Genomic DNA, 25,120 nt, shown 5'->3' with positions numbered 1-25,120 from the left:
TCCCATGATCAGCGTAGCGCGAAGCTGACCGGAACCGTCAGAACAACGGGGTTACCTGCCACCTCTTCCGGCGGTGGTGGAAGAGGCGAGGCACGCTGGATCATCTCGCCAATAGCTTCATCCAGTTCTGCATGCCCGCTGCTGCGGACGATCCGCCAGCCAGTTACCTGTCCGTTGCGTTGCATGCTGAACTCCAACACGCCCACACCCTGCAGGCGCCGGATACGCGCCACGTTCGGATATCTCTTCGCACGCTCCAGGGATGCTGAAATGCGGTTGATGTAGCTGGCAGGCGGTGCAGCCGGTCGTGATGCGACCGAGTTCTGGGGCATACCTCCCGAAGGCGGTGGAGCCGGCGTTGGCGCCGTGTTTGCAGTGCTTGGTGGGAGAGCGGCCGGCGGAGCCGCCGGTCTAGGCGCCGGGCGTGGTGGTTGTGGCCGTGGAGGTGTGCGCACAGGCTCCGGCGGCGGGGGGGCAGCGGGCGGCGGCGGGGGAATATCTGTTTCTAAAATGGGCGCCGTATCAGGCTCCACGGCCTGAAGCTGCTCGGGCGGTGCTGGGTCCGGCACTGGCGGCGGGTCCGTGGCAAGCATCTCAGGAAGCGATGCGGCCTCGACGATCTCAGGTGCTACCTCGGCCTCTGGCGGAGGTGGATCTGCCGCCATCGGCTCTGCGGCCACAGGCTCTACCGCCTCAGACATCTCGTTGGGCGTAGGTCCTTCGGTCACCGGCGTCATCGGCAAGGATGCGATCTCAAGCGGCACGATCGATGGCGGTGGGGGATGAGGCGGCAGTCCCACCAGAAGAAAGGCCGCTACGCCAACATGAAGGACGATTGAGCTGCCCCAGCCCGCGACACGCGACATCGACAGGTTCTCAGCACTCATTGCCACGGCCTCGCCTCCTCAGCGCGCCTGAACAGCGGCAGTGCCGGCCTCGGCCTCGGCAATCAGCGATACTCGTGTGATGCCCGCCTGAGTCACGCGCCCCATGACGCGGAGCACCTCCCCATAAGGAGCAGAGCGGTCACCACGGACATACACAGGCGCCTCCGGATCGGCTTCGTGCAGTGCGCGCAATTCTGCCGTGAGCTTCTCGGCTTCAATCGGCTCTTGTCGCAAGAAGATCTTGCCATCCGCCGAAACCGTGAGGACGGTCGGGGGCCTCTGCGTCGCGGCCCTTGGCGCAGCCGTTTTCGGCAACTCCACCGGAACACCGACCACCATCATTGGCGCCGCTACCATGAAAATAATGAGCAAGACCAACATGACGTCCACCAATGGCGTCACATTGATGTCGGCAATCGGAGGAGCGCCTTCATCGTCCCCTCCGCCGAGCGCTGGGCCTGAAAATGCCATTTCGCCTTACTCTGCCGCTGCGCTCGCGTGGGTTCTGACCATGTGCGCCTGCCGGCGTGACAGATTGGACGCGACATCCACTGACGCCGACAACGCTTCTTGCCGTAGCCGCCCGGTGCGAACCAGCAGCCGGTTATAGGCCATGACGGCAGGAATGGCGGCGATGAGGCCAATTGCCGTCGCGAATAGGGCCTCTGCGATACCGGGCGCTACGACGGCCAGCGAGGTGTCATTGCTCTGGGCAATGCCGGCGAAGCTGTTCATGATTCCCCACACCGTGCCGAACAGGCCGATGAAAGGTGCAACAGCTCCGGTGGTGGCAAGGAACGGCAGGCCTGGTTCCACCTTGCGCAACTCCCTCCCAAGGGCATGGCGCATGGCATGTTCGATCCGGTGCCGGAATTCAAAGCGGCTCTCCGCCTCCTCACGGCCATCGTGCCATTCCCGGGTTCCCGCCCGCAGCACTTGGGCAGACAGGCCTTCGCCCTGTGGCGGTGTCGGCGCTGTGCCCGGTAGCGAAGCGGCAACCAGCAGCTTCACCTCACGGCTGATCCGCCCGAGAAGCAGAGACTTCTCTATAATGATGGCCCAGCAAATGACCGATGCGAGAGCCAAACCGATCATCACCGCTTTGACGACCCAGTCGGCCTGCATGAACAGGCCGAGCATCGACATGTCCGGACCGTGCAGACCCGCGCCGGCAATTTCGGGCAGGCCCTCCAGCACAGGACTAGCAGTGGATGGATCGGTAGGGTTCATGTCCAGTCCTCACTTCTCGAAAGTGACGCCGTCCACTCGGGACGACAGCGTCAGGCGTGACAGGCAAGCCGCCCGCCCTTCGGCTTCAGGGCCACAGGCCAGCAAGTCATTCAGCAGCAGCATGCCGATACCGCCGCAATCCTGACCGTTGAGATCGAAGATGCGCGCCATGGTCTTGTCGCCCGGCAACGGACCGACATCGAGCGCGAGGCGCCTCGACACCACGCCATCCCGACCAAAAACCAAAAGATCGAGTCGAAGCGGATCGAGCGCCTTCTGGCCTGGATTACGCAGGACCAACCAGATCCGGCATCCTTCGGAGCGGCCTTCGAGTCTGTTCAGCTCGATGCTGACCGGAGAGGCAGTCGGCGTCTGCGCTGCGGCCGCCACCGGGGAAAGGGCACCCAGGATGATGGCAGTACGCATCAGCGCTGAACGGAGCATCATGAGAGGCATCCTTCGCATTTGTTCCGGCTTATGCCGCCATTGCGACGCGCTTGCAATGCGAATGACTCGCAGTTGTGCCGTGACGCTGACGGATCATGGAGATCGTAGGGCAAGGAACAGCCTTGCCCAACGTCGCCCTGCCTTAAATGTAAGGATGACTGGTGCCGACGCCCGGGATTGAACCGGGGACCTACTGATTACGAATCAGTTGCTCTACCGCTGAGCTACGTCGGCTCCTGCGTCGCGGTATCTAACGTTTCGTGGTCGGGAGAGCAACGGGGCTTGAACCAAATTCCACACGCCAAGCCGCCGTCCCACCTGCCCTGCCGGATACCAAACAGAGCGCTACGTGTTGCCCTCGGTAGGGTCCCACCCGTCAGTGCACGAGAACGGGCAGCATCTCGTGCTGCAGAATAGCAGCCGTCGCCAAACCAGCGTCGGGCGCGGCTCCGATCTGTGTCCCGTCCGCAGAGTGAATCGCCACCGCCTGCTGTCCGTCAACCTCGATCGGGCGGATGTAAGCGATCTGGTCTGCACCAAACCGCGCCCAGTCAGCAGCGGTCAGTTGACGAAGGACGTCAGACGCTGCGAACGGCCGAGTAACAGAGTGCTTTTCCATCATGGCACCTTTGTGGTTGGTCATCCCCCATCGACGGCAGGATGACGATGTCAGGCCTTATCGAGATGATCGCCACGCATCACGGCCCTGCCAGAGGAGTGAAGCCGCGTACCGATCTGAATTGCCTTCACACGGACTTCAGGCTGCGGCCGTCGGAGGTCGATATGCAGGAGGCCATTATCGAGCCAGGCCCCCTCAACGTCGATGCCCTCTGCCAGGACGAATGCCCTTTGGAACTGGCGGGCGGCAATGCCTCTATGGAGGAAGATTCGGCCCTCGGTTTCATCCTTCTGCCGTCCCCGCACAACCAACTGGTTGTCTTCCTGGGTGATTTGCAGATCCTCCATACTGAACCCGGCCACCGCCAAGGTAATCCGCAGACAATTTTCTCCTGTCTGCTCAATATTGTACGGAGGATATCCATCCGAGTTCTTGGCAACGCGGTCCAGCATCTGTTCCAGATGATCGAACCCAAGAAACAGTGGGGAGCCGAAAAGGGAAGACCGAGACATACCAGGGGGCACTCCTCACAAGAGCGAGTTGCTTGCGAGGCCCGAAGCACCTCGCTTGATGTAGTTTGGCGTTCGGCGGAACTTATGCAAGAGGCGCACCCTTGCTTGATCGTTGCTGAAGCCCCTCCCCCCATGTAGAGCACAACGCATGCCGGAAACGAACATCCTGCCCATTCTGTATGTCCCTGCCCCGGAGCTGCGGGCGAAAGCCAGGCCCGTTGCGGATGCCGACATGGACCAGGTTCGATCTCTCGTACCGAGCATGCTGGAGACGATGTACAAGGCGCCAGGAATAGGCTTGGCCGCACCGCAGATCGGACGCCTCTTACGGCTCGTTGTGATCGACCTACAACCGGACGACCAGCCCGCGCCCCTGGTGATGATCAATCCGGAGATTCTTGAAGCCAGCGACGACCTGGAAGTTCGGGAAGAAGGCTGCCTTTCCCTTCCCAACCAGTATGCCGATGTGGCCCGTCCGGCTGTGATCAGGGTCAGGTGGCATGACCTGGAGGGTAAACGTCAGGAGATGCAAGCCGACGGCTTGCTTGCCACCTGCATCCAGCACGAGGTCGACCATTTGAATGGTGTGCTCTTTGTGGATCACATTTCAGCCTTGAAGCGGAACATGCTTCTGCGACGGTTAGCCAAGGAACTGAAGACCAAATCGCGAGATGAAGCATGAGGCCGTTGCGGCTCGCTTTCATGGGCAGCCCGGACTTTGCGGTGCCTGCCCTCAAAGCCCTATGTGACGCTGGACATGAGGTCTGCTGCGTTTACACCCAGCCTCCCAAGCCTGTCGGCCGCGGCCAGAAAACAGCGTGCAGCCCCGTCCATCGCGTGGCGCAGGAGCTTGGCCTCACCGTCAGGACGCCGCATCGGTTACGGACTGACGAATCGGAACATGCGCATTTCCGCGATCTTGAACTGGACGCTGCCGTCGTCGCAGCCTACGGCCTAATCCTTCCGCAGGAGATGCTGTCAGCGCCGCGGCGGGGCTGCCTCAATATTCATGCTTCCCTTCTGCCTCGCTGGCGGGGGGCCGCACCGATTCAGGCTGCGATCATAGCGGGCGACGCTGAAACCGGCATCACCATCATGCAGATGGATGAAGGCCTCGACACCGGCGCCATGCTTTGCTCCGCTCCCATACCCATCGGCCCCGACGCTACCACCTCGTCCCTCCACGACGCTCTGGCGCAACTCGGCAGCAAGCTCATCCTGGATGCTTTGGCCACTTCACCTGATCCTCGTCCCCAACCGGAGCAGGGTGCCACCTATGCCTCGAAGCTCAGCAAAGCCGATGGCCTGCTGGATTGGTGCCTGCCAGCTGATCTGCTCCACAGACGTATTCGCGCCCTGAACCCGTGGCCGGGCACCTACTTTATGCACCAGGGCACGATGATTCGGGTGACTGCAGCTCTACCGGGCGAGATGGAAAGCGGAGCGGCACCAGGCACGGTCCTGGACAATCTGCCCCGTATCGCTTGCGGATCAGGTACCTTGACGTTGCTGCGGCTTGGACGGCCTGGAAAGGCCATCACCGAAGCTTCCGCCTTTGTCCGCGGCTATAACCTTCAGCCCGGGTCTGTGGTGAGTTAAGCCCACATGCCCCGCTATGCTTTGCTGGTCGAGTATGACGGCACACCCTTTCTCGGATGGCAGCGGCAAACCACTGGCTTGTCCGTCCAGCAAGTCCTTGAGGATGCGGCAGCTCCCTTGAATGGCGGAGTACCGGCTTCTTCCGCTGCTTCAGGCAGAACGGATGCCGGCGTTCATGCAGAAGGCCAGGTTGTCGAATTGACCATCGCCGCTGACCTGCCCCCCCTGCGAGTCCGAGAAGCCCTGAATTTTCATAGCCGCCCTCATCCCGTGTCCGTTCTAAAGGTTGCCCGTGCGTCAGAGGGGTGGTCCGCGCGCTTCTCCTGCATCAAGCGAGGCTATCGCTACCGGATACTGAATCGGCGCGCACGCCCGGCCTTGTTGCAGGGGCGCGTCTGGCATGTCCAGCAGCCACTGGATGCGGCCCTGATGCACCAGTCAGCGCAGCCCCTCCTGGGTCACCACGATTTCTCAGCCTATCGCGCCGCCGCTTGCCAGGCGAAGCACGCCTTGAGGACCTTGGATCGCCTTGATGTTGTCCAGGCTGGCGAAGACATCATGGTGATCGCTGAGGCTCGGTCCTTTCTGCATCACCAGGTTCGCAACATGGTGGGCACCCTGGTTCAGGTGGGCTTGGGCAAGAGGAAGCCCGATTGGCCTCGGCTGATTCTTGATGCTCGTGATCGGACGCTGGCTGGGCAGAATGCACCACCTGCGGGCCTGACCTTCATGTTTGCCCAGTATAAGACGGGTCTGCCTTGGGCAGACGGTCTCGGGACATCGGAGTGATCGTCAGCCGACTAGCCGCGTCCATTTCGAGAGCTGGGATTTGAAGAGGATGCGAGGGCTCTCGAGCTTCTCGAGAAGCGGCCAGGCTCGCCCTTCGATATAGTGGCTCAGCGGCTGGCGCAGTGATGCGAGCCTTCAGCAGGTCTTACAATACCGGAAAGCAGTGAGGTTGCCGGCAGATAAGCCCGCCTCGACATTTGCCAATCAGAGAATGGCGGAGGGGATGGGATTCGAACCCACGAGACGGGTTATCCCCGTCTAACGGTTTAGCAAACCGCCGCCTTCGGCCACTCGGCCACCCCTCCGCAGGGTTGAAGTTGCACGGCGTATGCTGAGCCGCTTCTAGCGGTTCACCTTGGCTTCGTCAAATGGTGGCACATCCAACGAACAAGAAAGATGTGCCGTGGAGGTCAGGTCCGCTCCACGGCATGGCGCACCAAGCCTCAGCCGAGCTTTTGCTTGAGCATCTCGTTCACGAGGGCCGGGTTACCCTTGCCCTGCATGGCCTTCATCGTCTGCCCAACAAAGAACCCAAAGAGCTTGTCCTTCCCCGAACGATACTCTTCGACCTTGGATGCCTGATCAGCCATGATTCTGTCGATGACGGCTTCGATCGCGCTCGTGTCCGTGATCTGCTTCAATCCCCGTTCTTCCACCAGGGTCGCAGGCCCCTTCCCCGTTTCGAACATGGCTTCCAGCACATCCTTGGCGAGCTTGCCGGAGAGTGTTCCGTCTGTAATCAGGTCTAGCAGAGAACCCAGGTCAGCGGCGCTTACTGGTGATCCGGAGATGCCCACGCCGCGGCGGTTCAGCCCGGCGAAGAAGTCGCCAATCAGCCAGTTGGCCGCCGTCTTAGGATCACGACCCGCGGCGACCGCTTCGTAGAAGGCCGCCGTTTCTTTTTCCAATGTCAGAACGTGCGCATCATACGGCGTGAGGCCGAAAACTGCGACGTAGCGCGCTCGTCGGTCATCCGGCAGTTCCGGCAAGCTGGCCTTCAGCTCATCCACCCACGACTGCTCCAGCACAAGAGGCGGCAGATCAGGATCCGGGAAGTACCGATAGTCATGCGCATCCTCCTTCGAGCGCATGGACCGGGTGACACCTCGCTGGGTGTCGAACAACCGTGTTTCCTGAATGACCTCCTCGCCGGTCTCCCAGAGCTCGATCTGGCGCCTGGCCTCGGCTTCCACCGCCTGCATAACGAAGCGGATCGAGTTGACGTTCTTGATCTCGCATCTTGTGCGGAACGCTTCGCCCTTCTTCCGAACCGAGACGTTCACGTCCGCTCGAAGCGAACCCTGCTCCATGTTTCCATCGCAGGTGCCCAGGTAGCGGAGGATCTGTCGCAGCTTGGTCAGATAGGCTCCGGCTTCCTCAGGCGATCGCAGATCCGGTTCCGAGACGATTTCCATCAGCGCCACACCGGAGCGGTTCAGGTCGATGAAGCTCTTGGTCGGATGCTGGTCGTGTAGCGACTTGCCCGCATCCTGCTCAAGATGCAGCCGCGTGATCCCGATGGTCTTGATGCTGCCGTCAGCAAGCTCGATCTCGATCTGGCCGGTTCCGACAACAGGAAACTGGTACTGGCTGATCTGGTAGCCCTGCGGCAGATCAGCATAGAAATAGTTCTTGCGATCAAAGCGTGACCAGAGATTGATCTGCGCATTCAGGCCCAGGCCTGTCCTGACGCCCTGAGCCACGCATTCGCGGTTTATGACCGGCAGCATGCCGGGAAACCCGGCATCGATGAAGCTGACCTGGGAGTTGGGCTCTGCGCCAAATTCGGTTGCAGCCCCGCTGAACAATTTGGCTGCGGAGCTGATCTGAGCGTGCACTTCCAGCCCGATGACCACTTCCCAAGGGCCGCTCGTTCCATCCAGGGTGTAGGTCATGCTGCAGCCCTCAGCGTGGGAAGAGCGGTGAAGCCAGCCGCGCGCTCGATGTTGCGTGCGACCGCAAACACGGTTTCCTCGTCAAAAGGCCGCCCCAGGATCTGCAATCCCAAGGGCAAGCCCTTGGCATCCTGACCAGCGGGAACAGCCATGCCCGGAATGCCGGCCAGATTCGCCGTGATCGTAAAAACATCGTTCAAGTACATAGCCACAGGGTCGTCCTGCTTTTCGTCCTGGCCGAAGGCAGCGCTCGGCGTAGCCGGCGTAAGGATCGCATCCACCTTGCCCCAAGCCTGATCGAAGTCCCGCTTGATAAGGGCGCGCACCTGCTGCGCCTTGACGTAGTAGGCGTCGTAATATCCTGCCGACAATACGTAAGTCCCGATCAGGATCCGCCTCTGGACCTCAGGGCCGAATCCGGCGGCACGCGTCCGCTCGTAAAGATCCTTCAGGTCTTCGCCATCCTGCCGCACGCCGTAGCGCACGCCATCGTAGCGGGCGAGGTTGGACGACGCCTCGGCCGGCGCCACGATGTAGTAGGTCGGCAATGCGTGCCGAGTATGCGGCAGGCTGATATCGCGGATTTCTGCCCCGGCCTCCTTGAGCCAGGCAATGCCGGCCTCCCAAAGGCTGGCGATCTCGGCCGGTAGCCCATCCAGCCGGTATTCCCTTGGAATGCCGACACGAAGGCCCTTGATGCTTCTCTCGCAAGAAGCCTGGAAGTCCGGAACCTCACGCGCCGAGCTTGTTGCATCGCGGGGATCGAAACCTGCCATGGACTTCAGGAGGATGGCACAATCCTCCACGGTTCGCGCAATCGGACCGGCCTGATCGAGCGACGAGGCATAAGCCACGATGCCGAAGCGCGAGCAACGCCCGTAGGTCGGCTTGATCCCCGCCACACCGCAGAAGGCGGCCGGCTGGCGGATCGATCCGCCAGTGTCCGTAGCCATCGCTCCCAGGGCGAGGCGAGCAGCCACCGCCGCCGCCGATCCCCCGGACGACCCTCCCGGGACCAACGCAGTGCCTTCCTCTCCACGCCGCTTCCAGGGGTTCTCCGCCGCCCCGAAGGCGGAGCTGGTGTTGGATGAGCCCATGGCAAACTCATCCAAGTTCGCCTTGCCGAGAAACACTGCGCCATCCCTCAGGAGATTGGCTGTCACAGTGCTCTCGTAGGGAGGCACGAAGTTGCCCAGGATACGGCTGCCGGCAGTCGTCCGGGTGCCGGCGGTGCAGAACAGATCCTTGATGGCGAGAGGTATCCCGGTAAGGCTTCCTCCCTCCTGCCGCGCCAGCGCGGCATCCGCTGCCCGAGCCTGCGACAGCGCCACCTCAGGCGTCAGGGATATGAAGGCATTGATCCTGGGATTCAGCGTTTCCGCAGCCGTCAGATGAGCCTGCGTAAGCTCAACTGCGCTCATATCGCCGCGCCTCAGGGCGGCTGTTGCCTGGGCGATGGTAAGATCGGTCAGTGTGGCCACGTCTCTCACTCCACCACCTTGGGAACCGCGAAAAAGGCGCCTGCACGATCTGGTGCATTGGCCAGGATGCCTGATTGGTTATTGCCATCCGTAACCTGGTCCTCGCGCATTCTCAGAGAACCTCCACCTCCGCCAGCCATGGGCTCGACGCCGGAAGTATCCACCGCCTGCAGCTGCTCGATCCAGTCGAGGATACCGTTCAGCTCCGCCTGAAGTCGCGGCAGCTCATCGCTTTCGACCTTGAGGCGGGCAAGCGAGGCAACACGCCTTACTGTAGCAGTGTCGAGCGACATGTGATGTTCTTCCGGATTGCAGGGCATATTTGCTTGAACAAGGCGGCGGACCATAAACAGGGCGATGCCCATCATCAACCTGACTGAGCTTCGCGCTGCACTCTCTCCGGGTCAAAGGCTCATCGGCCTGGATCCCGGCAAGCGCGTCATAGGCCTCGCGCTTTCCGACCCGTTGCTGATCCTGGCCACTCCTTATGGCAGCTTGCAGCGGGGCAAGCTCGCCGCCAACGCTGCCCAGATCCGGGCAATGGCTGAGAAAGAGGGGGCGGCAGGCTTGGTTGTGGGCCTTCCGCTGAGCCTCGATGGCAGCTTTGGGCCCGCAGCCCAGGCAGCAAAGGACTGGGCCATGGCCGTTTCCGTGGCCACTGAAATGCCCGTTTCGCTATGGGATGAAAGGCTGTCGTCTTCCGCGGTCAATCGGATGCTGGTCGAGGAAGCCGATCTTTCGCGGGCAAAAAGGATGAAGATCGTGGATTCGGCTGCCGCCGGCTACATGCTGCAGGCTGCCCTTGATGCCAGCCGGTCGGTGGGTGACAGCGACGGCGCCCCCCTTTCAGCCTGAGCGCGACGTCGGTATGGTTCCGGGCCTCTAGCTGGACTGGTTGACATGCTGCCTTTTCCCCACAGGCACCTCCTGGCCCTTCAGGGACTGGAGCCGCCCTACATAGCCGATCTCCTGGATCTGGCGGAATCCTATGTCCTCCTGAACCGTAGCGGAAAGACCCAGCGTGACGTCCTGAAGGGCCAGACCCTGATCAACCTGTTCTTCGAGGACAGCACCCGTACCCGCACCAGCTTCGAACTGGCGGGCAAGCGCCTTGGCGCCGACGTCATCAACATGTCGGTTTCCACCAGTAGCGTGAACAAGGGCGAAACCCTGCTCGACACGGCATCGACGCTCAACGCCATGCAGTGCGACCTGCTGGTGATACGCCATGCGCAATCCGGAGCTCCGGCCTTGTTGAGCCAGAAGGTGGATGCGGCGGTCATCAACGCTGGGGACGGTACGCATGAACATCCGACGCAGGCACTACTGGATGCTTTGACTATCCGCCGCCGCAAGGGAAAGCTGGAAAACCTGACCGTTGCGATCTGTGGGGACGTGCTTCATAGCCGGGTAGCTCGCAGCAACATCCATCTCCTGTCGGCCATGAACTGCCAGGTTCGGGTGATCGGCCCACCGACCCTTATCCCGGCCGAGGCGGCGCGTTTGGGCGTCGAGGTTTTCCATGACATGAGGGAAGGCCTGCGCGATGCCGACGTGGTCATGATGCTGCGCCTGCAGAAGGAGCGCATGGCGGGCGGCCTGATCCCCTCGGCAAGGGAGTTCTTCCGCTTCTACGGCCTCGACGCCACCAAGCTCGCCTTTGCCCGACCGGATGCCATTGTCATGCATCCGGGACCAATGAACAGGGGCGTCGAGATCGACAGCGCCGTAGCCGATGATCCGGATCGAAGCGTCATTGGTGAACAGGTAGAGATGGGCGTGGCCGTGCGCATGGCGGTGCTTGACGTGCTTTCCCGCAACCTGCGTCGGAACGCGCGCGCATGATGAACGCATCCCAGGACATCGTCTTCGTCAACGCGCGCCTTCTGGACCCTTCGCGCGCTCTCGATGCGCCGGGCAGCCTGCTGGTCAGCAAAGGCGTCATCATGGATCACGGGAGTGGCTCAGGCGTTCCCGAGAGTGCCTTGGTCATTGATTGCGACGGCGCAATCCTGGCTCCGGGCCTGATCGACATCCGCGCGACCTTGGGTGAACCCGGGGCGGAGTACCGCGAAACCATCGAAACTGCCGCGGATGCGGCGGCTGCAGGCGGCATCACAACGCTTTGCGCCTTGCCTGACACGGAACCGGCTCTGGACGACCCTGCCCTGGTTCAGTTCATGGTCCGCCGCGGGGAGGCGACGGGCAGCCTGTCGATCGCGCCCTATGGAGCTGCGACGAAGAACTGCCTGGGAAAGGAGATAGCGGAGCTTGGCCTGCTTCGTGAAGCTGGCGCTGTTGCTTTCACCGACGGTAAGCGGGCCATCGCAAACGCCCGCACCATGCGGCTGGCATTATCCTATGCCCGGACTTTCGGCAGCATCATTGTGCAGCATCCTGAGGAGCCAACTCTCGCCATGGGCGGAGCGGCCACTGAGGGTGAGCTGGCCACAAGGCTCGGTTTGCCCGGGATCTCTCCGGCGGCCGAAGCCATCATGATTGCACGGGACATCAGCCTAGCGCGAATCACGGGCGGCCATGTGCATTTCGCGCACATATCAACGTGTTCCGCGGTGAACCTCATTCGTGCCGCTAAGGCAGAAGGGTTGCATGTGACCTGCGACACGGCACCACCGTATTTTGATCTGAACGAAACCGCGATCGGAGACTTCCGAACCTACGCCAAGCTGTCGCCCCCCCTCCGTCCGGAAGAGGACCGCCTCGCCATCGTTGCGGCCCTTGCCGACGGAACAATCGACGCCATTGCCTCGGATCATCAGCCGGCAGATCCCGACGATAAGCGCCTGCCGTTCGCCCAGGCTTCGGCTGGAGGCATCGGTCTCGCGACACTGCTGGGAATCACACTGGCACGCGTACATTCGGGGGACCTCACGATGGCCACTGCCATCAATCTGCTGACTGCCGGCCCGGCACGCCTGTTCGGTATTCAGGCCGGTACGTTGGATCGTGGCGCGGCGGCAGACCTGGTGCTCTTTCACCCGGAAGCCGCCTGGAAAGTGGAGGCCGGCAAGTTGCCTGGTAAGGCCCAGAATTCACCCTTCGATGGTAGGGCGCTGGAAGGTAAGGTCTTAGGGACCTGGAAATCAGGGCGGCGTGTGTACGGATGACCACGTTCCTGCTGGCGCTGCTGATCGGATATGCCTCGGGGTCCGTTCCCTATGGGCTCCTGCTGACCCGCGCAGCTGGTCTGGGTGATATCCGTAAGATCGGCAGCGGCAATATCGGCGCAACGAACGTGCTCCGTACAGGCAACAAGAAGGTGGCAGGCGCTACCCTGCTGCTGGACGCCCTGAAAGGAGCGGTGCCGGTTGTTCTTCTGACCTTCGCCTGGGGTCGGGAGAGCGGCTTTGCGGCAGGCCTGGGATCCCTGCTCGGCCACATTTTTCCGCTATGGCTGGGTTTTCGCGGTGGGAAAGGCGTAGCCACCGGTGCAGGCGCGATCCTGGGAGCGGCATGGTGGCTAGGCTTGGCTTGCGCCGCGGTCTGGCTGGTGATGGCACGGGTGAGCCGGATCTCGTCGCTTTCAGCTCTAGTGGCCTGTTCCGCCGCGCCGCTGATCGCCCTGGCCACTGGCGATCATCAACTGGCCCTCTATGCTCTGGCCTTGACGGTGCTGATCATGGCAAGGCACCGCGACAACATCCGTCGCCTCCTCGCGGGGGAGGAACCGCGGATCGGCAGCAAGTCATGAGCGGTGATGAGGCACTGGCCAAGCTTCGCCTCGCGCGTACCGACGGCGTAGGGCCGAAAACGTTCAGGCGCCTGCTGGAACGTCACGGGTCCGCTCATGCCGCACTCCGGGCCCTCCCTGATCTGTCCGCTCGCCGGGCAACTCCATTCCTGCCGCCGTTGCCAAGTGCCGCTGAGAAGGAATTTCGCGAGATCAGCGAGATGGGCGGCAGCTTCCTGTTCTTCGGGGCACCAGATTATCCGCCCATGCTCGCGCAGCTTGAAGATGCACCCTCTGCTCTCGCCGTTGTGGGAGACACCCAGCTCCTTGCCAAGCCTCAAATCGCCGTCGTCGGAGCGCGCAATGCCTCGGCATTGGGGCGCCGAGTAGCGATGGAACTCTCAAACAGCTTGGTCCAGGCCGGCTTTGTTGTGACTTCAGGGTTAGCAAGGGGCATCGATGGGGCAGCTCATGCCGGCGCACTGCGTTCTGGCTCGACCATTGCCATTGTGCCTGGGGGCCTCGACCGTGCCTACCCGCCGGAGCACGCCGAGTTGCAATCCTCTATTGCGGAACGGGGTGCTGTTGTTGCGGAAGCTCCCTTGGGAACAGCTCCCCTCGCCCGGCACTTCCCCAAGCGAAACAGGATCATCGCGGGCCTAAGCTTGGGCGTGGTTGTCATCGAAGCGGGGCTGCATTCGGGCACGCTGATGACGGCGAGGCTCGCTTTAGAAGCGGGGCGCGAGATTTTCGCTGTGCCTGGAAGTCCTTTGGATCCACGCTGTACCGGCTCTAACGACCTGATCCGCCAGGGAGCCTATCTGACGGAGAGCGTGGCCGACATTCTGGACCACCTGCCCCAATACCTGCCTTCCAACCCGGCCTCAAGGCAGGCTGCTTCCCCGGTGAGACCAACGGATGGCGATTCGGTGAGCGGGACCGATACAGACAAGGTGCTGAGTCTGGTCGGAGCATCACCCGTCACAGTTGACGAGGTGATGCGACACTGCCACCTCTCTGCTGCTGCGGTGCAGGCCATTTTGCTGGACCTGGAACTTGACGGGCGGATAGACACTCTGCCTGGGAACCGGGTGATCCGTAGCGGGTCACGATAAGTCAGCCTCCGGCGCATAGCTGTCGGCGGCCAGGAGAGAGCGCTTACATCCGCCATGACCGACGTTGTCGTCGTCGAATCGCCGGCCAAGGCGAAGACCATCAATAAGTATCTCGGGCAGGACTTCACCGTCCTGGCGAGCTTTGGACATGTTCGCGATCTGCCGCCCAAGGACGGCAGCGTCCGACCTGACGAAGACTTCGCCATGGACTGGACAGCCGAGGATCGTGGCGAGAAGCAGGTCGCGGCCATCGCGAAGGCGGTCAAGGGGGCACGTAACCTCTACCTAGCCACCGACCCCGACCGCGAGGGCGAGGCCATTTCCTGGCATGTCCAGGAAATGCTCCGGCAGAAGGGGGCGCTCAAAGGCGTCCAGGTGCACCGCATCACCTTCAACGAGATTACGAAAAGGGCGGTGCAGACAGCGCTGGCTCAGCCACGCGATCTAGATGCTCCGCTGATCGATGCTTACCTCGCGCGCCGCGCCTTGGATTACTTGGTGGGCTTCACCCTCTCGCCCGTGCTTTGGCGGAAGCTGCCGGGCAGCAGATCGGCTGGTCGGGTCCAATCGGTGGCCCTGAGGCTGATCTGCGAGCGTGAAGCGGAGATCGAGATTTTCCGAGCCCGCGAATATTGGACGGTTGAGGGCAGGTTTCTGACGCTGGACGGTGCCCCCTTTGTGGCCCGTCTGACGCATCTTCATGGAAAGAAGCTCGAGCAATTTGACCTCGGCAATGAAGCCGCCGCGCTTGAGGCCAAGGCTGCGGTTGAAGCCGCTGATTTCACGATCTCCGCAATTGAGAAGAAGCGGGTCCGGCGGAACCCTCCTCCTCCGTTCACCACCTCCACTCTTCAGCAAGAAAGCTCGCGCAAGCTGAGCTTCGGCGCGCAGCAGACGATGCGTCTGGCGCAGCAGCTGTATGAAGGTGTTGAAATCCGCGGCGAGACAGTGGGCCTTATCACCTACATGCGGACAGACGGCGTTCAAATGGCAAGGGAGGCCATCGCCGGGATCCGTGATCACGTGCGGGAGGCCTTCGGCGAAGCCTATCTGCCGGCATCGCCTCGGGAGTACACATCCCGTGCCAAGAACGCCCAGGAAGCGCACGAAGCAATCCGCCCGACAGATGTCGCGCGTACGCCTGAAGAAGTCGCACGATATCTGGCTCCCGATCAGCGCCGGCTTTACGAACTGGTCTGGAAACGGGCTGTGGCAAGCCAGATGCAGTCGGCTGAGCTTGATCAAACCGGTATCGAGCTCAGCCAGCCTACGCGACAGACGCGGATGCGGGCCACAGGCAGCGTTGTGGCCTTCGACGGCTTCTTGAAGCTCTACCGGGAAGACATCGATGACGCACCGGGCGGTGCTGGCTCCGAGGACGAGGACACCCGTATGCTGCCGCCCATGCGCGAGCAGGATCCGGCAAGGCTTAGTGCGGCGCAGGCCGATCAGCATTTTACCCAGCCTCCTCCCCGCTACTCCGAGGCATCGCTGGTGAAGAAGATGGAGGAGCTAGGCATCGGGCGCCCCTCGACCTACGCCTCCATTCTTCAGACCCTTCAGGACCGGGATTATGTGAAGCTTGAGAAGCGGCGCTTCCTACCGGAGGATCGTGGACGCCTCGTCACTGCCTTCTTGGTCAACTTCTTTGAAAGGTATGTAGACACCGGCTTCACAGCCTCGCTGGAAGAGCAGCTTGATGACATTTCAGGTGGGAGGGCGGACTGGCGTGCAGTGATGCGCGCCTTCTGGGAGGATTTCAACGCCGCCATTGCCGCGACCAAGGACCTGACCATCAGCGCCGTTATCGACGCGCTCGATCAGGAGTTAGGGCCGCATTTCTTTCCTGCTCCAGGCGACGGCTCAGATCCCCGGGCCTGTCCGGCCTGTGGGAATGGACGGCTCGGCCTCCGCCTTGGCCGCAACGGCGCCTTCATCGGCTGCTCCAATTATCCTGAATGCCGCCATACTCGCCCTCTTACGGTTGCGGGCGAGAATGAGGCGGAGGGTGCGCTCGCTGGAGGTGTCAAGGAGCTTGGCCCCGATACAGCGACCGGGGAGATGGTATCGCTCCGCAGAGGTCCCTATGGCCTTTATGTGCAGCTTGGAGAAGGCAGCACCAATGAGAAAGGGAAAGCGATCAAGCCGAAGCGGGCCAGCTTGGTCCGTGGAATGGATCCTGACTCGATCACGATCGAGAAGGCGCTGGCGCTTCTTGCCCTGCCGCGGATCGTTGGCATTCATCCGGAAAGCGGCGACGAGATTTCAGCGGCTGTTGGTCGGTTCGGCCCCTACGTCAAAATGGGCAGCATCTACAAGTCGCTGGACCGGGATGATGATGTTCTTACCGTGGGCATCAACCGTGCGGTCGCGTTGCTGGCCGATGCCAAGGCGAAGGTTCGCTCGCTGGGTAATCACCCCAAGGATGGCGAGGTTGTCGAGGTCAAGCGCGGCCGGTTTGGCCCATATGCTCAGCATGCAGGATTCGTCGCGAGCCTCCCGCGCGGCACCCAGATGGACGACGTGACACTGGAACAGGCTGTCCTTCTTCTGGCGGAGAAAGGTAAGAAACTGACGCCACCTGGAGGCATCAAGAAGCCGACTAAGAAGCCGACAGCGCGGAAGGCATCTGCCGAAGCGGGCGACGATGCAGCTCCGGTGAAGCGCAAAGCGCCACCAAAGGTGAAGTCGTCGCCTAGAGCAACAAGGAAGGCCAGCCCGCGGGCGAAAGCCAAGGTCTAGCCTTCACCATCCGTTGGCGGACCATGACTGACACAGCGCCTGTACGTCTGCGGCTTTGTGACCATCGGAGGCGCCTCGGCTGGACCGCTGCGGGCGAGCGTTTATTCAGGATGCTCGCTCGGCCTATTCGAATCGGCTCCACTTTCCTGGCTTTGCCAGTTCTTGTGCTGCCGATCTTCTTGTCCTTCGCAACGGCACAGCCGGTGCACTTCCCACGCGGTGAGGTGCACCGCGTGCTCGATACTGCGTTTTCTGCCATTCTTGACCGTCATCTGGAAGCAGCAGCCGCCGCAGACCTTCTGCTCTGGTCGGTGCGAGGGTTGGCAGCTGTTGACGTTACGATCACGGTACAGGCAGCTGGCGGCGTACTCCACGTTATGCGGGGCGACCAGCTCGTGATTTCGGTTTCGCTGTCGTCATCGGTCGGCAGCGGAAGCCCTGGAGCCCAGTTGCCCACCTTACAGGGCTCCACATCCTTGCTCACTGAGATCTACGCCGCAGCGTGGGACGCCTCGCCGGAGATCCGCGCCGCAGGCGTCGAGCAGCTTCTGCAAGCCGGCTTCGAGGAGCTGTTCAACCATCTCGACCCTTTCAGCCGCTATGTCAGTTCGGCTGAGGCAGAACTTGCCTATCAGCGGCGTATAGGACCACAGGATGCAGGCATCAGAATCGCTGAGGATGTAGCCGGCCGAACCGTGGTCGTTGGTCTGAGAAGCGGCAGCTTGGCAACAAGGGCCGGTATTCAGATCGGCGACATCATCCTGGGCATCAATGGGCGAAGAACCCGCGATGAACCTCTCATTGGGATAGCTCGGCGCCTGGAGCAACTGCGCGGACAGCCTCTGAACCTTCAACTGTTGCGTGGCAAAATCAGGCTGGATGTCATGATCAGGCCAGAGCCGGGAGAGGTGATCGGTGCCGAGTTCATGGTCCGTGACGGTCATCTCTGGGTTCAGCTCCCATACTTCACGGCCGCGACCACAGAACAGTTGATGAAGGGCCTGATGGCTAGGATCGCTGCGCAGCCTCGGCTGCGAGGAGTGGTCCTGGATCTTAGGGGCAACAGAGGCGGCATTCTGCAGCAAGCCGTAAGTGTTTCTGATCTATTCCTTTCTCAAGGGCTCATTGCCACCAGTGTGGGCCGGCACCCGGATGCAACCCGGTCCTGGTTTGCATCCGAACCAGATGTCACAGGTGGAAGACCCCTCATCGTTTTGGTTGATGGCCGAACAGCATCCGCTGCAGAGATTGCCGCCGCTACTCTTTCTGATCGTGGCCGTGCAGTTGTTGTCGGGAGCTCGACACTGGGTAAGGGGCTTGTTCAGGTCGTAATTCCTCTTCCAAACAGAGCCGAGATCCTGATCTCCTGGTCCAGAGTGCTGGCACCGCATTCCTGGCCCATCCAGGGCCTCGGAGTTCTGCCCGCGATCTGCACCAGCCTTGGTGAAGAGGCCCTTCGTCAGGAGCTTCAACAGCTCGGCAAGGGCACCCTGTCTACGGCGCCCGTGCTGACCCGAGTTCGCGGACTCCGTGCGCCTGTTCCTCTCAGTGAAGTCTCAGCGCTCCGAAGTACCTGCCCCCCGGCCGAAGGACGGGACCTGGACCAAGTGGCGGTGCGTTTTCTCCTCAACAATCCTGTTGCCTACGAGACCGCGATCAAGCGATGATTCGGGATGGCACATCAGGTTTAGCTTGACTGACTGCGGTCATCGACTAGTGTACGGCACCTTGCGTCGCACCCAGGTGCGCGGCTGATGGCCGCCTTCTTGGGGTGCCGGACAGTGCCCACGGAAGAAAATCATGGCCAAGTCAAACACCATTCTGATCAAGCTCGTTAGCACTGCCGACACGGGCTACTTCTACGTCACGAAGAAGAACACGCGGAACACCACCGGCAAGCTCGAGATGCGGAAATACGACCCGGTGGCTCGCAAGCATGTTGCTTTCCGTGAGTCGAAGATCAAGTAAGGCATTTATGCTATGAGACAATGCCGCGCCCTGTTGCCGCGGCATTGATCCTCTTGCGCTGCCTCAAGCGACACTGGCTGATCGCGGCTTCCAGTCTTTGTCGCAGGCGAACTCTACCCGATTGCGCCCCGAAGATTTTGCCCGATACAGGGCGCCGTCGGCAGCCCGTATCATATCTGATACCGCCTCTCCATCCCGAGCGAATGCAACGCCGATGCTGATGGTGATCCGCAGGACGTCGCCAAATCCTGTGGCAATCAGGTCGTCCTCAACAGCGCCACGAAGTCTTTCCGCGATCTGCAGTGCCTCTTCCTCGGAGGTGTCGGCGAGGGCCACAAGGAATTCTTCGCCCCCATACCGCGCCACTGTATCAACGGCCCGCAGCTGAGCCTGAAGTCGTAGGGCGACTTCTTTCAGCACAACATCGCCAACCCCGTGGCCATAGGTGTCGTTGACAGCCTTGAACCTGTCGACATCCAGCAGCATCACAGCTGGGCGCGTGGTCCTGAGAAGGTGCTCAAGGTGCCGCGCTATGTAGCGCCGATTCCGCAGACCTGTCAGGCTGTCGGTGATTGCCATCTCGAGTGAGCGATCCAGTTCGGTCCTCAGCTGCTCCTGGTAGCGCCGCTGCCGGATCTGATTGCGTAGCCTTGCACGCAATTCGTTGGAATCAGCAGGTCTCAGCACATGATCGTTGGCACCCAGATCGAACCCTCGCAGAACAAGGGAGCGCTGATCAAGATCGGCCAAAAGGATCATCGGCATGTCACGCGTTGATGCCTGCGCCCGCAGACGGGATGCCAGACGCAGCCCCTCTCCCCCATCAAGCGAGAGGCTCAACAGGATTGCGTCGAAGGAACAGCGATCCAGACAATCCCACGCAGCCTGCACCGTGCTGGCTGAGTGAAGCTGCACGCCTTCCTGGCGCATCACTGATTCTACCAACTCAGCTTCATTGATATCCTCAGTGGCCAGGAGCACAGAAGCGCCGCGGAGTTGCTCGGCTGGACTGGGAAGTGGATCGAAGCCCATATCCAGGGCTGTTGCTGCCCGTGCCCGGAAGGCATCCGAAATTTGCTTGACGCGCAGGAGCGCTCGCAACCGCGCAAAAAGAGTGGGATGGTCCACCGGCTTTGACAGGAAGTCGTCCGCTCCAGCCTCCAATCCACGTACCCGTTCCACGGGATCGACCAGGGCGGTGATCATGACTACAGGTATGTGGACCGTGACTGGATTGGCTTTAAGGATGCGACAAACTTCGTATCCGTCCATGCCCGGCATCATGACATCGAGGAGAATAACATCCGGTAGCCACTCGGATGCCTTGCGCAGGGCCTCAGGTCCAGAAGAGGCCAGCAGAACATCGTAGTATTCAGCGTTGAGCCGCGCCTCCAGCAAGCGAAGGTTTGCAGCAATGTCATCGACGACAAGAATACGAGCGCTCATGCCGAGTATGTCTCTACCTGCTTGACCGACAGCTAGATGACGCACTTCTCCCTAAATTCGCCTCGAAACGGAGCGGCTCGTACGACTCCAGTCCGCTTAGCGTCAGAATGGCTGACGATGCCGGCAAGGTCAGCATGACGCATCTTCGAGCCGCTCCTTCATCACCATAGGGCCTGGCACATAGTGCGATATGCCGCAGCCATTGGAAGTTACGACCCGAAGCTAACATGGCTCCGTGGTGCGGGAGAATAGCTATGCATCAAAACAATCGAGAAGCGAGGGTACATCTGGCATAGGGTGACGCCAGACGGTCCTGGAAGAGAGGTGGCATCTCGCAGCTAGAACACCGATCAGGCCTACCTCTATTCCTCGGTTGCCCTTAATCCCTCAACAACTCATTGATCGATGTCTTTTCCCGCGTGCGTGCATCAACACGCTTCACGATCACGGCGCAGTAAAGGCTGGGGCTTGGCGAGCCGTCCGGAAGTGCACGGCCCGGCACACTTCCCGGCACAACAACGGAGTACGGGGGAATTTTGCCCAGGAAGATCTCGCCTGTCGCGCGATCAATGACCTTTGTGGAGGCTCCCACAAAGACACCCATGGACAGCACACTGCCCTCTCCGACGATGACCCCCTCCGCAACCTCGGATCGGGCACCGATGAAGCAGTTGTCACCGATCACAACGGGATTTGCCTGGAGCGGCTCAAGAACACCGCCAATACCGGCGCCGCCAGAAATGTGGCATCCTCTGCCAATCTGGGCACATGAGCCAATGGTGGCCCATGTGTCGACCATGGTGTCGCGGCCTACATATGCACCAAGGTTCACGAAGCTCGGCATCAGCACAACGCCCGGTGCAATGTAGGCTGAGCGTCGCACAATGGCTCCGGGAACCGCACGAAACCCGGCTTCCTTGAACCGGACATCAGTCCATCCATCAAACTTGAGCGGAACCTTGTCGTAGGCGCCGGGTGCTGTCGGCATCAACGCTGACTCTTCCAGCCTGAAGGAAAGAAGAACCGCCTTCTTCAGCCACTGATTGACTTTCCATCCTCCTGCGCCATCCGGCTCGGCCACCCGCCTTTGCCCGCCGTCCAGGAGTTCGAGAGCCTGCTCAACGGCAACTCGATCATCGCCTGTGGTGCTGGGCGACAGCTCTGCCCTTCTTTCCCACAGCTTTTCGATTGTTGTTTCGAGTTCCATGAGAACGGCTCCGGCTGAGTAGTTGATCTGGTATCGGGATGCGTCTAGCTGCTGTCAACAATCGGCGACGCAAGCGGCTTCAGGGCCTGATCAGGGTTCCCGCCCCGCCATTGGTGAACAGCTCAATCAGCACCGCATGAGGTACACGGCCATCAACGATCACCGCTCCTTTTACACCCTGCTCAATGGCATAGATGCAGGTTTCCACCTTTGGAATCATGCCGCCGGAAATCCAGCCCTCAGCGATACCGGAACGCACCTCAGCCACGGTCATCTCGGGGATCAACCGCTTCTCGCTATCAAGCACGCCCGGGACATCGGTCAGCATCAGCAAACGGGAGGCATGGAGGGCACCCGCAATAGCGCCCGCCGCCGTGTCCGCGTTGATGTTGTAGGTCTGACCATCTGCCGAGACACCCACTGGTGCGACCACCGGCACGATGTCGGACGAGATCAGCAATTTCAGCACGCGGGGATCGACATGCTCCGGCTCTCCAACGAAACCAAGATCCAGCACCTTCTCAATCTGGCTCTCGGGATCCCTGTAGCTTCGCTGCAGCTTACGGGCCTTGATGAGCCCCCCATCTTTCCCAGAGATGCCGACAGCAATAGCACCGGCCCGCGTGATGCACCCGGCGACCTGTTTGTTGACGGTTCCTGAAAGAACCATCTCGACGACATCAACCATCTGGGCGTCGGTTACCCGAAGACCGTTCACAAAGGTTGATTGTACGTTCAGGCGCTTGAGCATGGCGTTGATCTGCGGGCCGCCACCATGGACGACGACAGGATTAACGCCCATCTGCTCCAACAGAGCGATGTCCCGGCCGAAGCGCAGTGCCGTCTCTTCTTCGCCCATGGCATGGCCGCCATACTTCACAACAACGATTTGTTCGTCATAGCGCTTGAGGAACGGCAGCGCCGCAGCCAGGATCTCCATCTGATTGCGAGCATCTTCGGTCATGGCCGTCCTCTTTCGCTCCTAAGCCGCGCTCGCGCCTCTAAGCGGCGTTGACGGGAGGGTCAAGGCTTCCAGGTCTGAGGGTTGGTCAGGCGGGCGGCCCTTCGGCTTCAGCAAGCGCGGCAATCTCGGCCTTCAGCAGCGGAAGGCCGTCTCCGGTTTCGCTGCTTGTCGTGACAATAAGCGGGTGCGCGGCAGTGTACTGCCTTGTCAACGAAGCCGCCTCCTCCTGTCGGCTTCGCAGCCGGTCCGGCTTCACATCATCGGATTTGGTCAGCACGATCTGAAAAGTGACGGCGGCATCGGTCAGCAACTTCATGGCAGCGCGGTCACTTGCTTTGGTTTCCACCCGCGCGTCGAGCAACAGAATGATCCTCCTCAATGTTGGCCTACCGCGCAGGAAATCGAACATCAGTCCCTGCCAGTCTTCCTTTACGCTCTTGGATGCCTGCGCATAACCATAACCAGGCATATCCACGAGGGTCAGCCGCCCCCCAAGATCAAAGAAGTTCAACTGCTTCGTTCGTCCAGGCGTATTCGAAACCCGCGCCAGGCTCTTCTGACCTGTCAGAGCATTGATGAGCGACGACTTACCCACATTCGACCGCCCACAGAAGGCGATCTCAGGCAGCGCAGGCGGCGGAAGTTGATCCAGGCGCTGTGCCGCAAAGAAGAACGAGCAGGGCCGACAGAAGAGCAGGCGGCCAGCCTCCACGAGGCTGGCCTTTTCCTCCTCGGTTCGAGCGTCGAGGTACCCGCTCACCCTTTCGCCCTGGCCGTCTTGCCCAGCGTCTTGTCCTGACGCCGCGCTGCCCGCTCATGCCGCATGATGTACCACTGCTGTGCAATCGAGAGCAGATTGTTCCAAGACCAATAGATCACCAGTCCGGCCGGGAAGCTCGCGAGCATAAAGGTGAAGATCAGCGGCATGAACTGGAAGATCTTTGCCTGGATCGGATCCGGGGGCGCTGGATTGAGCTTTTGCTGCAGATACATGGTCACGCCCATGATGATCGCCCAGACCGGCATATGCAGCATCTGCGGCGGATCCCACGGGATCAGACCGAAAAGGTTGAAAAGGTTGGTCGGGTCTGGTGCCGAGAGATCCTGGATCCAGCCGTAGAAGGGCGCATGCCGCATCTCGATGGTGACGAACAGCACCTTGTAAAGCGCGAAGAACACCGGGATCTGAATGAGGATGGGTAAGCATCCAGAGGCAGGATTGATCTTCTCGGTCTTGTAAAGCGCCATCATCTCCGACTGCGCCTTGGCCGGGTCTTCTTTGTAGCGCTCTCGGATTTCCTGCATCTTCGGCGCCATCGTCTTCATCCGCGCCATCGATTTGTAGGCCTTGTTGGCCAGCGGGAAGAACAAAGCTTTAAGCGCGACGGTGAAGACCAGGATGGCCACGCCGAAATTGCCAATATGCCGGAAGAGGAAGTCAAGAGCGTAAAAGAACGGCTTGGTCATGAAGTAGAACCAGCCGAAATCGATGGCCTTGTCGAAGTCCGTGATGCCGAGGTTGTCTTGGTACGCATCTAGCAGCCGTACCTCTTTGGCTCCGGCAAAAACGCGAACTGAATTGGTGGCGGTTCCCCCCGGCGCCACAGCCTGCGGCTGGGGCGTGGCAAAATCTACCTGCCAACGGTCCTCACCGCGATCAGAGACATGGCGCCAGCTGGCCCGCATGCTCTCCGCACTGTTCACGGGCGCTACGGCGGTCAGCCAATACTTGTCGGTGAAGCCCGCCCAGCCGCCATGAGTAGCCTGCTCCAGTGCCAGGCCGCCGCGGTTCTCACCATTGCTCTTCGCGTCGCGATAGGTCTGCTCATTGAGGCGTCCATCGAGCACGCCCACAAAGCCCTCGTGCAGGATGTAGTATCCCGCCACTTGGGGCGTACGTTCTCGCCTGATGCGCGCCCAGGGCAATACCTCCACCTGCTCCGCACCACGGTTGATGACGCGCTGCTCCACCTGGAACATGAAGTTCTGATCGAGGCTGACCAAAATTTCAAAGATCTGCCCCTCGCCATTGTCCCAGGAGAGTGTGACAGGGTTGTCGGGGCTAAGAGCCGCGCCACTCGCCGTCCAGTCGGTATCGGTACTGGGCACACGAACCCGGCCAGCCGTCGCCGACCACCCCCACTGCACGAAGTAGGGCTGCGGCTCTCCTTGCGGCGCCAGCAGGCGCACCAAGGGCGATCCAGCCGTCACAGCTTCCCGATAATCCTTCAAAACAAGGTCGTCGAGGCGTGCGCCACGCAGCAGAAGGGTACCCGATACGCGAGGGCTATCGATCCTAAGGCGTTGCGCGGGGCCGCGATCAGCCGGAACCGCCGCTGCTGCCGCCTGCCCATCTATCGCTGGGCTTCCGGGACGCGGCGCCGTGGTCGCAGGCGCCTGCCCTGCCGCCACAGCTGGAGGCGGTTCCTGGACTGGCGTGGTTTCCCGCTTCCAGAGATCGAAGGCAAGCAGGATGCCGATCGAGATTGCTATTGCAGCAAAGAGTCGCTTCTGGTCCATCGGATCCG

25 protein-coding genes and 2 tRNA genes are annotated in these 25,120 nt (G+C 61.1%); 11 read left to right on the top strand and 16 right to left on the bottom strand.

All coding sequences use genetic code 11. From position 1 onward, the window contains the following. Positions 1–8: 8 nt before the first annotated feature. From ACFOD4_RS12105 to ACFOD4_RS12075, 7 genes are all read right to left on the bottom strand, one after another. Entirely contained in the window at positions 9–332 is a 324-nt protein-coding gene (locus ACFOD4_RS12105; protein ID WP_379596736.1) for an energy transducer TonB family protein, read from the bottom strand. Between the two features lie 573 nt (positions 333–905). After that, positions 906–1,268: an ExbD/TolR family protein gene (locus ACFOD4_RS12100; protein ID WP_379596734.1), complete on the bottom strand. Its 363-nt coding sequence runs from the start codon at positions 1,266–1,268 to the stop codon at positions 906–908. A 96-nt stretch (positions 1,269–1,364) separates the two neighbouring features. Further along, entirely contained in the window at positions 1,365–2,084 is a 720-nt protein-coding gene (locus ACFOD4_RS12095; RefSeq protein ID WP_379596732.1) for a MotA/TolQ/ExbB proton channel family protein, read from the bottom strand. 42 nt (positions 2,085–2,126) lie between these two features. Next, a complete protein-coding gene (locus ACFOD4_RS12090; RefSeq protein ID WP_379596730.1) occupies positions 2,127–2,564 on the bottom strand; it encodes a Tat pathway signal protein in 438 nt (145 codons plus the stop codon). 159 nt (positions 2,565–2,723) lie between these two features. After that, positions 2,724–2,798 (bottom strand) — tRNA-Thr (locus ACFOD4_RS12085). Between the two features lie 142 nt (positions 2,799–2,940). After that, the gene (locus ACFOD4_RS12080; protein WP_379596728.1) at positions 2,941–3,207 is read right to left on the bottom strand and encodes a DUF1150 family protein; all 267 of its coding nucleotides are present in this window, start codon (positions 3,205–3,207) and stop codon (positions 2,941–2,943) included. Between the two features lie 26 nt (positions 3,208–3,233). Continuing rightward, entirely contained in the window at positions 3,234–3,695 is a 462-nt protein-coding gene (locus ACFOD4_RS12075) for an Hsp20 family protein (RefSeq protein WP_379596726.1), read from the bottom strand. Between the two features lie 148 nt (positions 3,696–3,843). On the opposite strand from ACFOD4_RS12075, the gene def reads away from it, so the two are divergent. Genes def through truA form a run of 3 tightly spaced genes read left to right on the top strand, consistent with a single transcriptional unit; the run spans position 3,844 to position 6,083 of the window. Further along, entirely contained in the window at positions 3,844–4,377 is a 534-nt protein-coding gene (gene def, locus ACFOD4_RS12070) for a peptide deformylase (RefSeq protein ID WP_379596724.1), read from the top strand. 5 nt (positions 4,378–4,382) lie between these two features. Further along, entirely contained in the window at positions 4,383–5,294 is a 912-nt protein-coding gene (fmt, locus tag ACFOD4_RS12065) for a methionyl-tRNA formyltransferase (RefSeq protein WP_379596722.1), read from the top strand. Positions 5,295–5,300: 6 nt separating this feature from the next. Beyond that, positions 5,301–6,083: a tRNA pseudouridine(38-40) synthase TruA gene (gene truA / locus ACFOD4_RS12060; RefSeq protein ID WP_379596720.1), complete on the top strand. Its 783-nt coding sequence runs from the start codon at positions 5,301–5,303 to the stop codon at positions 6,081–6,083. Positions 6,084–6,295: 212 nt separating this feature from the next. On the opposite strand, the gene ACFOD4_RS12055 is transcribed toward truA, so the two are convergent. The 4 genes from ACFOD4_RS12055 to gatC all read right to left on the bottom strand — a co-directional run bounded on the left by ACFOD4_RS12055 (position 6,296) and on the right by gatC (position 9,752). Then, positions 6,296–6,388: transfer RNA gene (locus ACFOD4_RS12055), tRNA-Ser, on the bottom strand. A 138-nt stretch (positions 6,389–6,526) separates the two neighbouring features. After that, positions 6,527–7,978 carry an Asp-tRNA(Asn)/Glu-tRNA(Gln) amidotransferase subunit GatB gene (gatB, locus tag ACFOD4_RS12050; RefSeq protein ID WP_379596718.1) on the bottom strand — a complete coding sequence of 484 codons (1,452 nt, stop codon included), beginning with the start codon at positions 7,976–7,978 and terminating at the stop codon, positions 6,527–6,529. Next, positions 7,975–9,459 carry an Asp-tRNA(Asn)/Glu-tRNA(Gln) amidotransferase subunit GatA gene (gene gatA / locus ACFOD4_RS12045; protein WP_379596716.1) on the bottom strand — a complete coding sequence of 495 codons (1,485 nt, stop codon included), beginning with the start codon at positions 9,457–9,459 and terminating at the stop codon, positions 7,975–7,977. Before gatA ends, gatB begins: the two co-directional genes overlap by 4 nt. A 5-nt stretch (positions 9,460–9,464) precedes the next feature. Next, positions 9,465–9,752 (bottom strand): Asp-tRNA(Asn)/Glu-tRNA(Gln) amidotransferase subunit GatC, encoded by a 288-nt coding sequence (gene gatC, locus ACFOD4_RS12040; RefSeq protein ID WP_379596969.1) that lies wholly within the window; start codon positions 9,750–9,752, stop codon positions 9,465–9,467. A gap of 64 nt (positions 9,753–9,816) precedes the next feature. On the opposite strand from gatC, the gene ruvX reads away from it, so the two are divergent. The 8 genes from ruvX to rpmG all read left to right on the top strand — a co-directional run bounded on the left by ruvX (position 9,817) and on the right by rpmG (position 18,975). Next, entirely contained in the window at positions 9,817–10,314 is a 498-nt protein-coding gene (ruvX, locus tag ACFOD4_RS12035; protein WP_379596714.1) for a Holliday junction resolvase RuvX, read from the top strand. A gap of 45 nt (positions 10,315–10,359) precedes the next feature. Continuing rightward, positions 10,360–11,304 (top strand): aspartate carbamoyltransferase catalytic subunit, encoded by a 945-nt coding sequence (locus ACFOD4_RS12030; RefSeq protein ID WP_379596712.1) that lies wholly within the window; start codon positions 10,360–10,362, stop codon positions 11,302–11,304. Beyond that, on the top strand, positions 11,301–12,587 hold the full coding sequence (locus ACFOD4_RS12025; protein ID WP_379596710.1) for a dihydroorotase: 1,287 nt from the start codon (positions 11,301–11,303) through the stop codon (positions 12,585–12,587). Before ACFOD4_RS12030 ends, ACFOD4_RS12025 begins: the two co-directional genes overlap by 4 nt. Beyond that, complete coding sequence (plsY, locus tag ACFOD4_RS12020; protein WP_379596708.1) at positions 12,584–13,171, top strand: glycerol-3-phosphate 1-O-acyltransferase PlsY; 588 nt, start codon at positions 12,584–12,586, stop codon at positions 13,169–13,171. Before ACFOD4_RS12025 ends, plsY begins: the two co-directional genes overlap by 4 nt. Beyond that, positions 13,168–14,265, top strand: a complete 1,098-nt coding sequence (dprA, locus tag ACFOD4_RS12015) for a DNA-processing protein DprA (protein WP_379596706.1) — start codon at positions 13,168–13,170, stop codon at positions 14,263–14,265. The genes plsY and dprA overlap by 4 nt, the downstream gene beginning before the upstream one ends. 54 nt (positions 14,266–14,319) lie before the next feature. Continuing rightward, positions 14,320–17,007, top strand: a complete 2,688-nt coding sequence (topA, locus tag ACFOD4_RS12010; protein WP_379596704.1) for a type I DNA topoisomerase — start codon at positions 14,320–14,322, stop codon at positions 17,005–17,007. Positions 17,008–17,030: 23 nt separating this feature from the next. Continuing rightward, positions 17,031–18,674 carry a S41 family peptidase gene (locus ACFOD4_RS12005; protein ID WP_379596702.1) on the top strand — a complete coding sequence of 548 codons (1,644 nt, stop codon included), beginning with the start codon at positions 17,031–17,033 and terminating at the stop codon, positions 18,672–18,674. Positions 18,675–18,807: 133 nt separating this feature from the next. Then, positions 18,808–18,975 (top strand): 50S ribosomal protein L33, encoded by a 168-nt coding sequence (rpmG, locus tag ACFOD4_RS12000; RefSeq protein WP_007002299.1) that lies wholly within the window; start codon positions 18,808–18,810, stop codon positions 18,973–18,975. A 63-nt stretch (positions 18,976–19,038) separates the two neighbouring features. Here the strand turns inward: rpmG and ACFOD4_RS11995 are convergent, their stop codons facing one another. The 5 genes from ACFOD4_RS11995 to yidC all read right to left on the bottom strand — a co-directional run bounded on the left by ACFOD4_RS11995 (position 19,039) and on the right by yidC (position 25,112). Then, positions 19,039–20,421: a PleD family two-component system response regulator gene (locus ACFOD4_RS11995; RefSeq protein ID WP_379596700.1), complete on the bottom strand. Its 1,383-nt coding sequence runs from the start codon at positions 20,419–20,421 to the stop codon at positions 19,039–19,041. A gap of 379 nt (positions 20,422–20,800) precedes the next feature. After that, a complete protein-coding gene (gene dapD / locus ACFOD4_RS11990) occupies positions 20,801–21,628 on the bottom strand; it encodes a 2,3,4,5-tetrahydropyridine-2,6-dicarboxylate N-succinyltransferase (RefSeq protein WP_379596699.1) in 828 nt (275 codons plus the stop codon). A 79-nt stretch (positions 21,629–21,707) separates the two neighbouring features. Beyond that, positions 21,708–22,592 (bottom strand): acetylglutamate kinase, encoded by an 885-nt coding sequence (gene argB, locus ACFOD4_RS11985; RefSeq protein ID WP_379596698.1) that lies wholly within the window; start codon positions 22,590–22,592, stop codon positions 21,708–21,710. Between the two features lie 85 nt (positions 22,593–22,677). Further along, positions 22,678–23,352 carry a ribosome biogenesis GTP-binding protein YihA/YsxC gene (gene yihA / locus ACFOD4_RS11980; protein WP_379596696.1) on the bottom strand — a complete coding sequence of 225 codons (675 nt, stop codon included), beginning with the start codon at positions 23,350–23,352 and terminating at the stop codon, positions 22,678–22,680. Beyond that, positions 23,349–25,112 (bottom strand): membrane protein insertase YidC, encoded by a 1,764-nt coding sequence (gene yidC, locus ACFOD4_RS11975; RefSeq protein ID WP_379596694.1) that lies wholly within the window; start codon positions 25,110–25,112, stop codon positions 23,349–23,351. The genes yihA and yidC overlap by 4 nt, the downstream gene beginning before the upstream one ends. Positions 25,113–25,120: the final 8 nt, after the last annotated feature.

It is taken from the genome of Teichococcus globiformis (genome assembly GCF_042646265.1).
GTDB lineage: Bacteria > Pseudomonadota > Alphaproteobacteria > Acetobacterales > Acetobacteraceae > Pseudoroseomonas > Pseudoroseomonas globiformis.
Note: the sequence above shows the minus strand (reverse complement) of the source record. Positions and strands in the feature narration are given on the sequence as shown.

Coding starts and splice junctions, on each gene's coding strand:
- ACFOD4_RS12105 (WP_379596736.1), bottom strand. CDS start 332: ATGCCCCAGAACTCGGTCGCATCACGACCGGCTGCACCGCCTGCCAGC.
- ACFOD4_RS12100 (WP_379596734.1), bottom strand. CDS start 1,268: ATGTTGGTCTTGCTCATTATTTTCATGGTAGCGGCGCCAATGATGGTG.
- ACFOD4_RS12090 (WP_379596730.1), bottom strand. CDS start 2,564: ATGATGCTCCGTTCAGCGCTGATGCGTACTGCCATCATCCTGGGTGCC.
- ACFOD4_RS12080 (WP_379596728.1), bottom strand. CDS start 3,207: ATGACCAACCACAAAGGTGCCATGATGGAAAAGCACTCTGTTACTCGG.
- ACFOD4_RS12075 (WP_379596726.1), bottom strand. CDS start 3,695: ATGTCTCGGTCTTCCCTTTTCGGCTCCCCACTGTTTCTTGGGTTCGAT.
- def (WP_379596724.1), top strand. CDS start 3,844: ATGCCGGAAACGAACATCCTGCCCATTCTGTATGTCCCTGCCCCGGAG.
- truA (WP_379596720.1), top strand. CDS start 5,301: ATGCCCCGCTATGCTTTGCTGGTCGAGTATGACGGCACACCCTTTCTC.
- gatB (WP_379596718.1), bottom strand. CDS start 7,978: ATGACCTACACCCTGGATGGAACGAGCGGCCCTTGGGAAGTGGTCATC.
- gatC (WP_379596969.1), bottom strand. CDS start 9,752: ATGTCGCTCGACACTGCTACAGTAAGGCGTGTTGCCTCGCTTGCCCGC.
- ruvX (WP_379596714.1), top strand. CDS start 9,817: ATGCCCATCATCAACCTGACTGAGCTTCGCGCTGCACTCTCTCCGGGT.
- ACFOD4_RS12030 (WP_379596712.1), top strand. CDS start 10,360: ATGCTGCCTTTTCCCCACAGGCACCTCCTGGCCCTTCAGGGACTGGAG.
- ACFOD4_RS12025 (WP_379596710.1), top strand. CDS start 11,301: ATGATGAACGCATCCCAGGACATCGTCTTCGTCAACGCGCGCCTTCTG.
- plsY (WP_379596708.1), top strand. CDS start 12,584: ATGACCACGTTCCTGCTGGCGCTGCTGATCGGATATGCCTCGGGGTCC.
- dprA (WP_379596706.1), top strand. CDS start 13,168: ATGAGCGGTGATGAGGCACTGGCCAAGCTTCGCCTCGCGCGTACCGAC.
- topA (WP_379596704.1), top strand. CDS start 14,320: ATGACCGACGTTGTCGTCGTCGAATCGCCGGCCAAGGCGAAGACCATC.
- ACFOD4_RS12005 (WP_379596702.1), top strand. CDS start 17,031: ATGACTGACACAGCGCCTGTACGTCTGCGGCTTTGTGACCATCGGAGG.
- rpmG (WP_007002299.1), top strand. CDS start 18,808: ATGGCCAAGTCAAACACCATTCTGATCAAGCTCGTTAGCACTGCCGAC.
- ACFOD4_RS11995 (WP_379596700.1), bottom strand. CDS start 20,421: ATGAGCGCTCGTATTCTTGTCGTCGATGACATTGCTGCAAACCTTCGC.
- dapD (WP_379596699.1), bottom strand. CDS start 21,628: ATGGAACTCGAAACAACAATCGAAAAGCTGTGGGAAAGAAGGGCAGAG.
- argB (WP_379596698.1), bottom strand. CDS start 22,592: ATGACCGAAGATGCTCGCAATCAGATGGAGATCCTGGCTGCGGCGCTG.
- yidC (WP_379596694.1), bottom strand. CDS start 25,112: ATGGACCAGAAGCGACTCTTTGCTGCAATAGCAATCTCGATCGGCATC.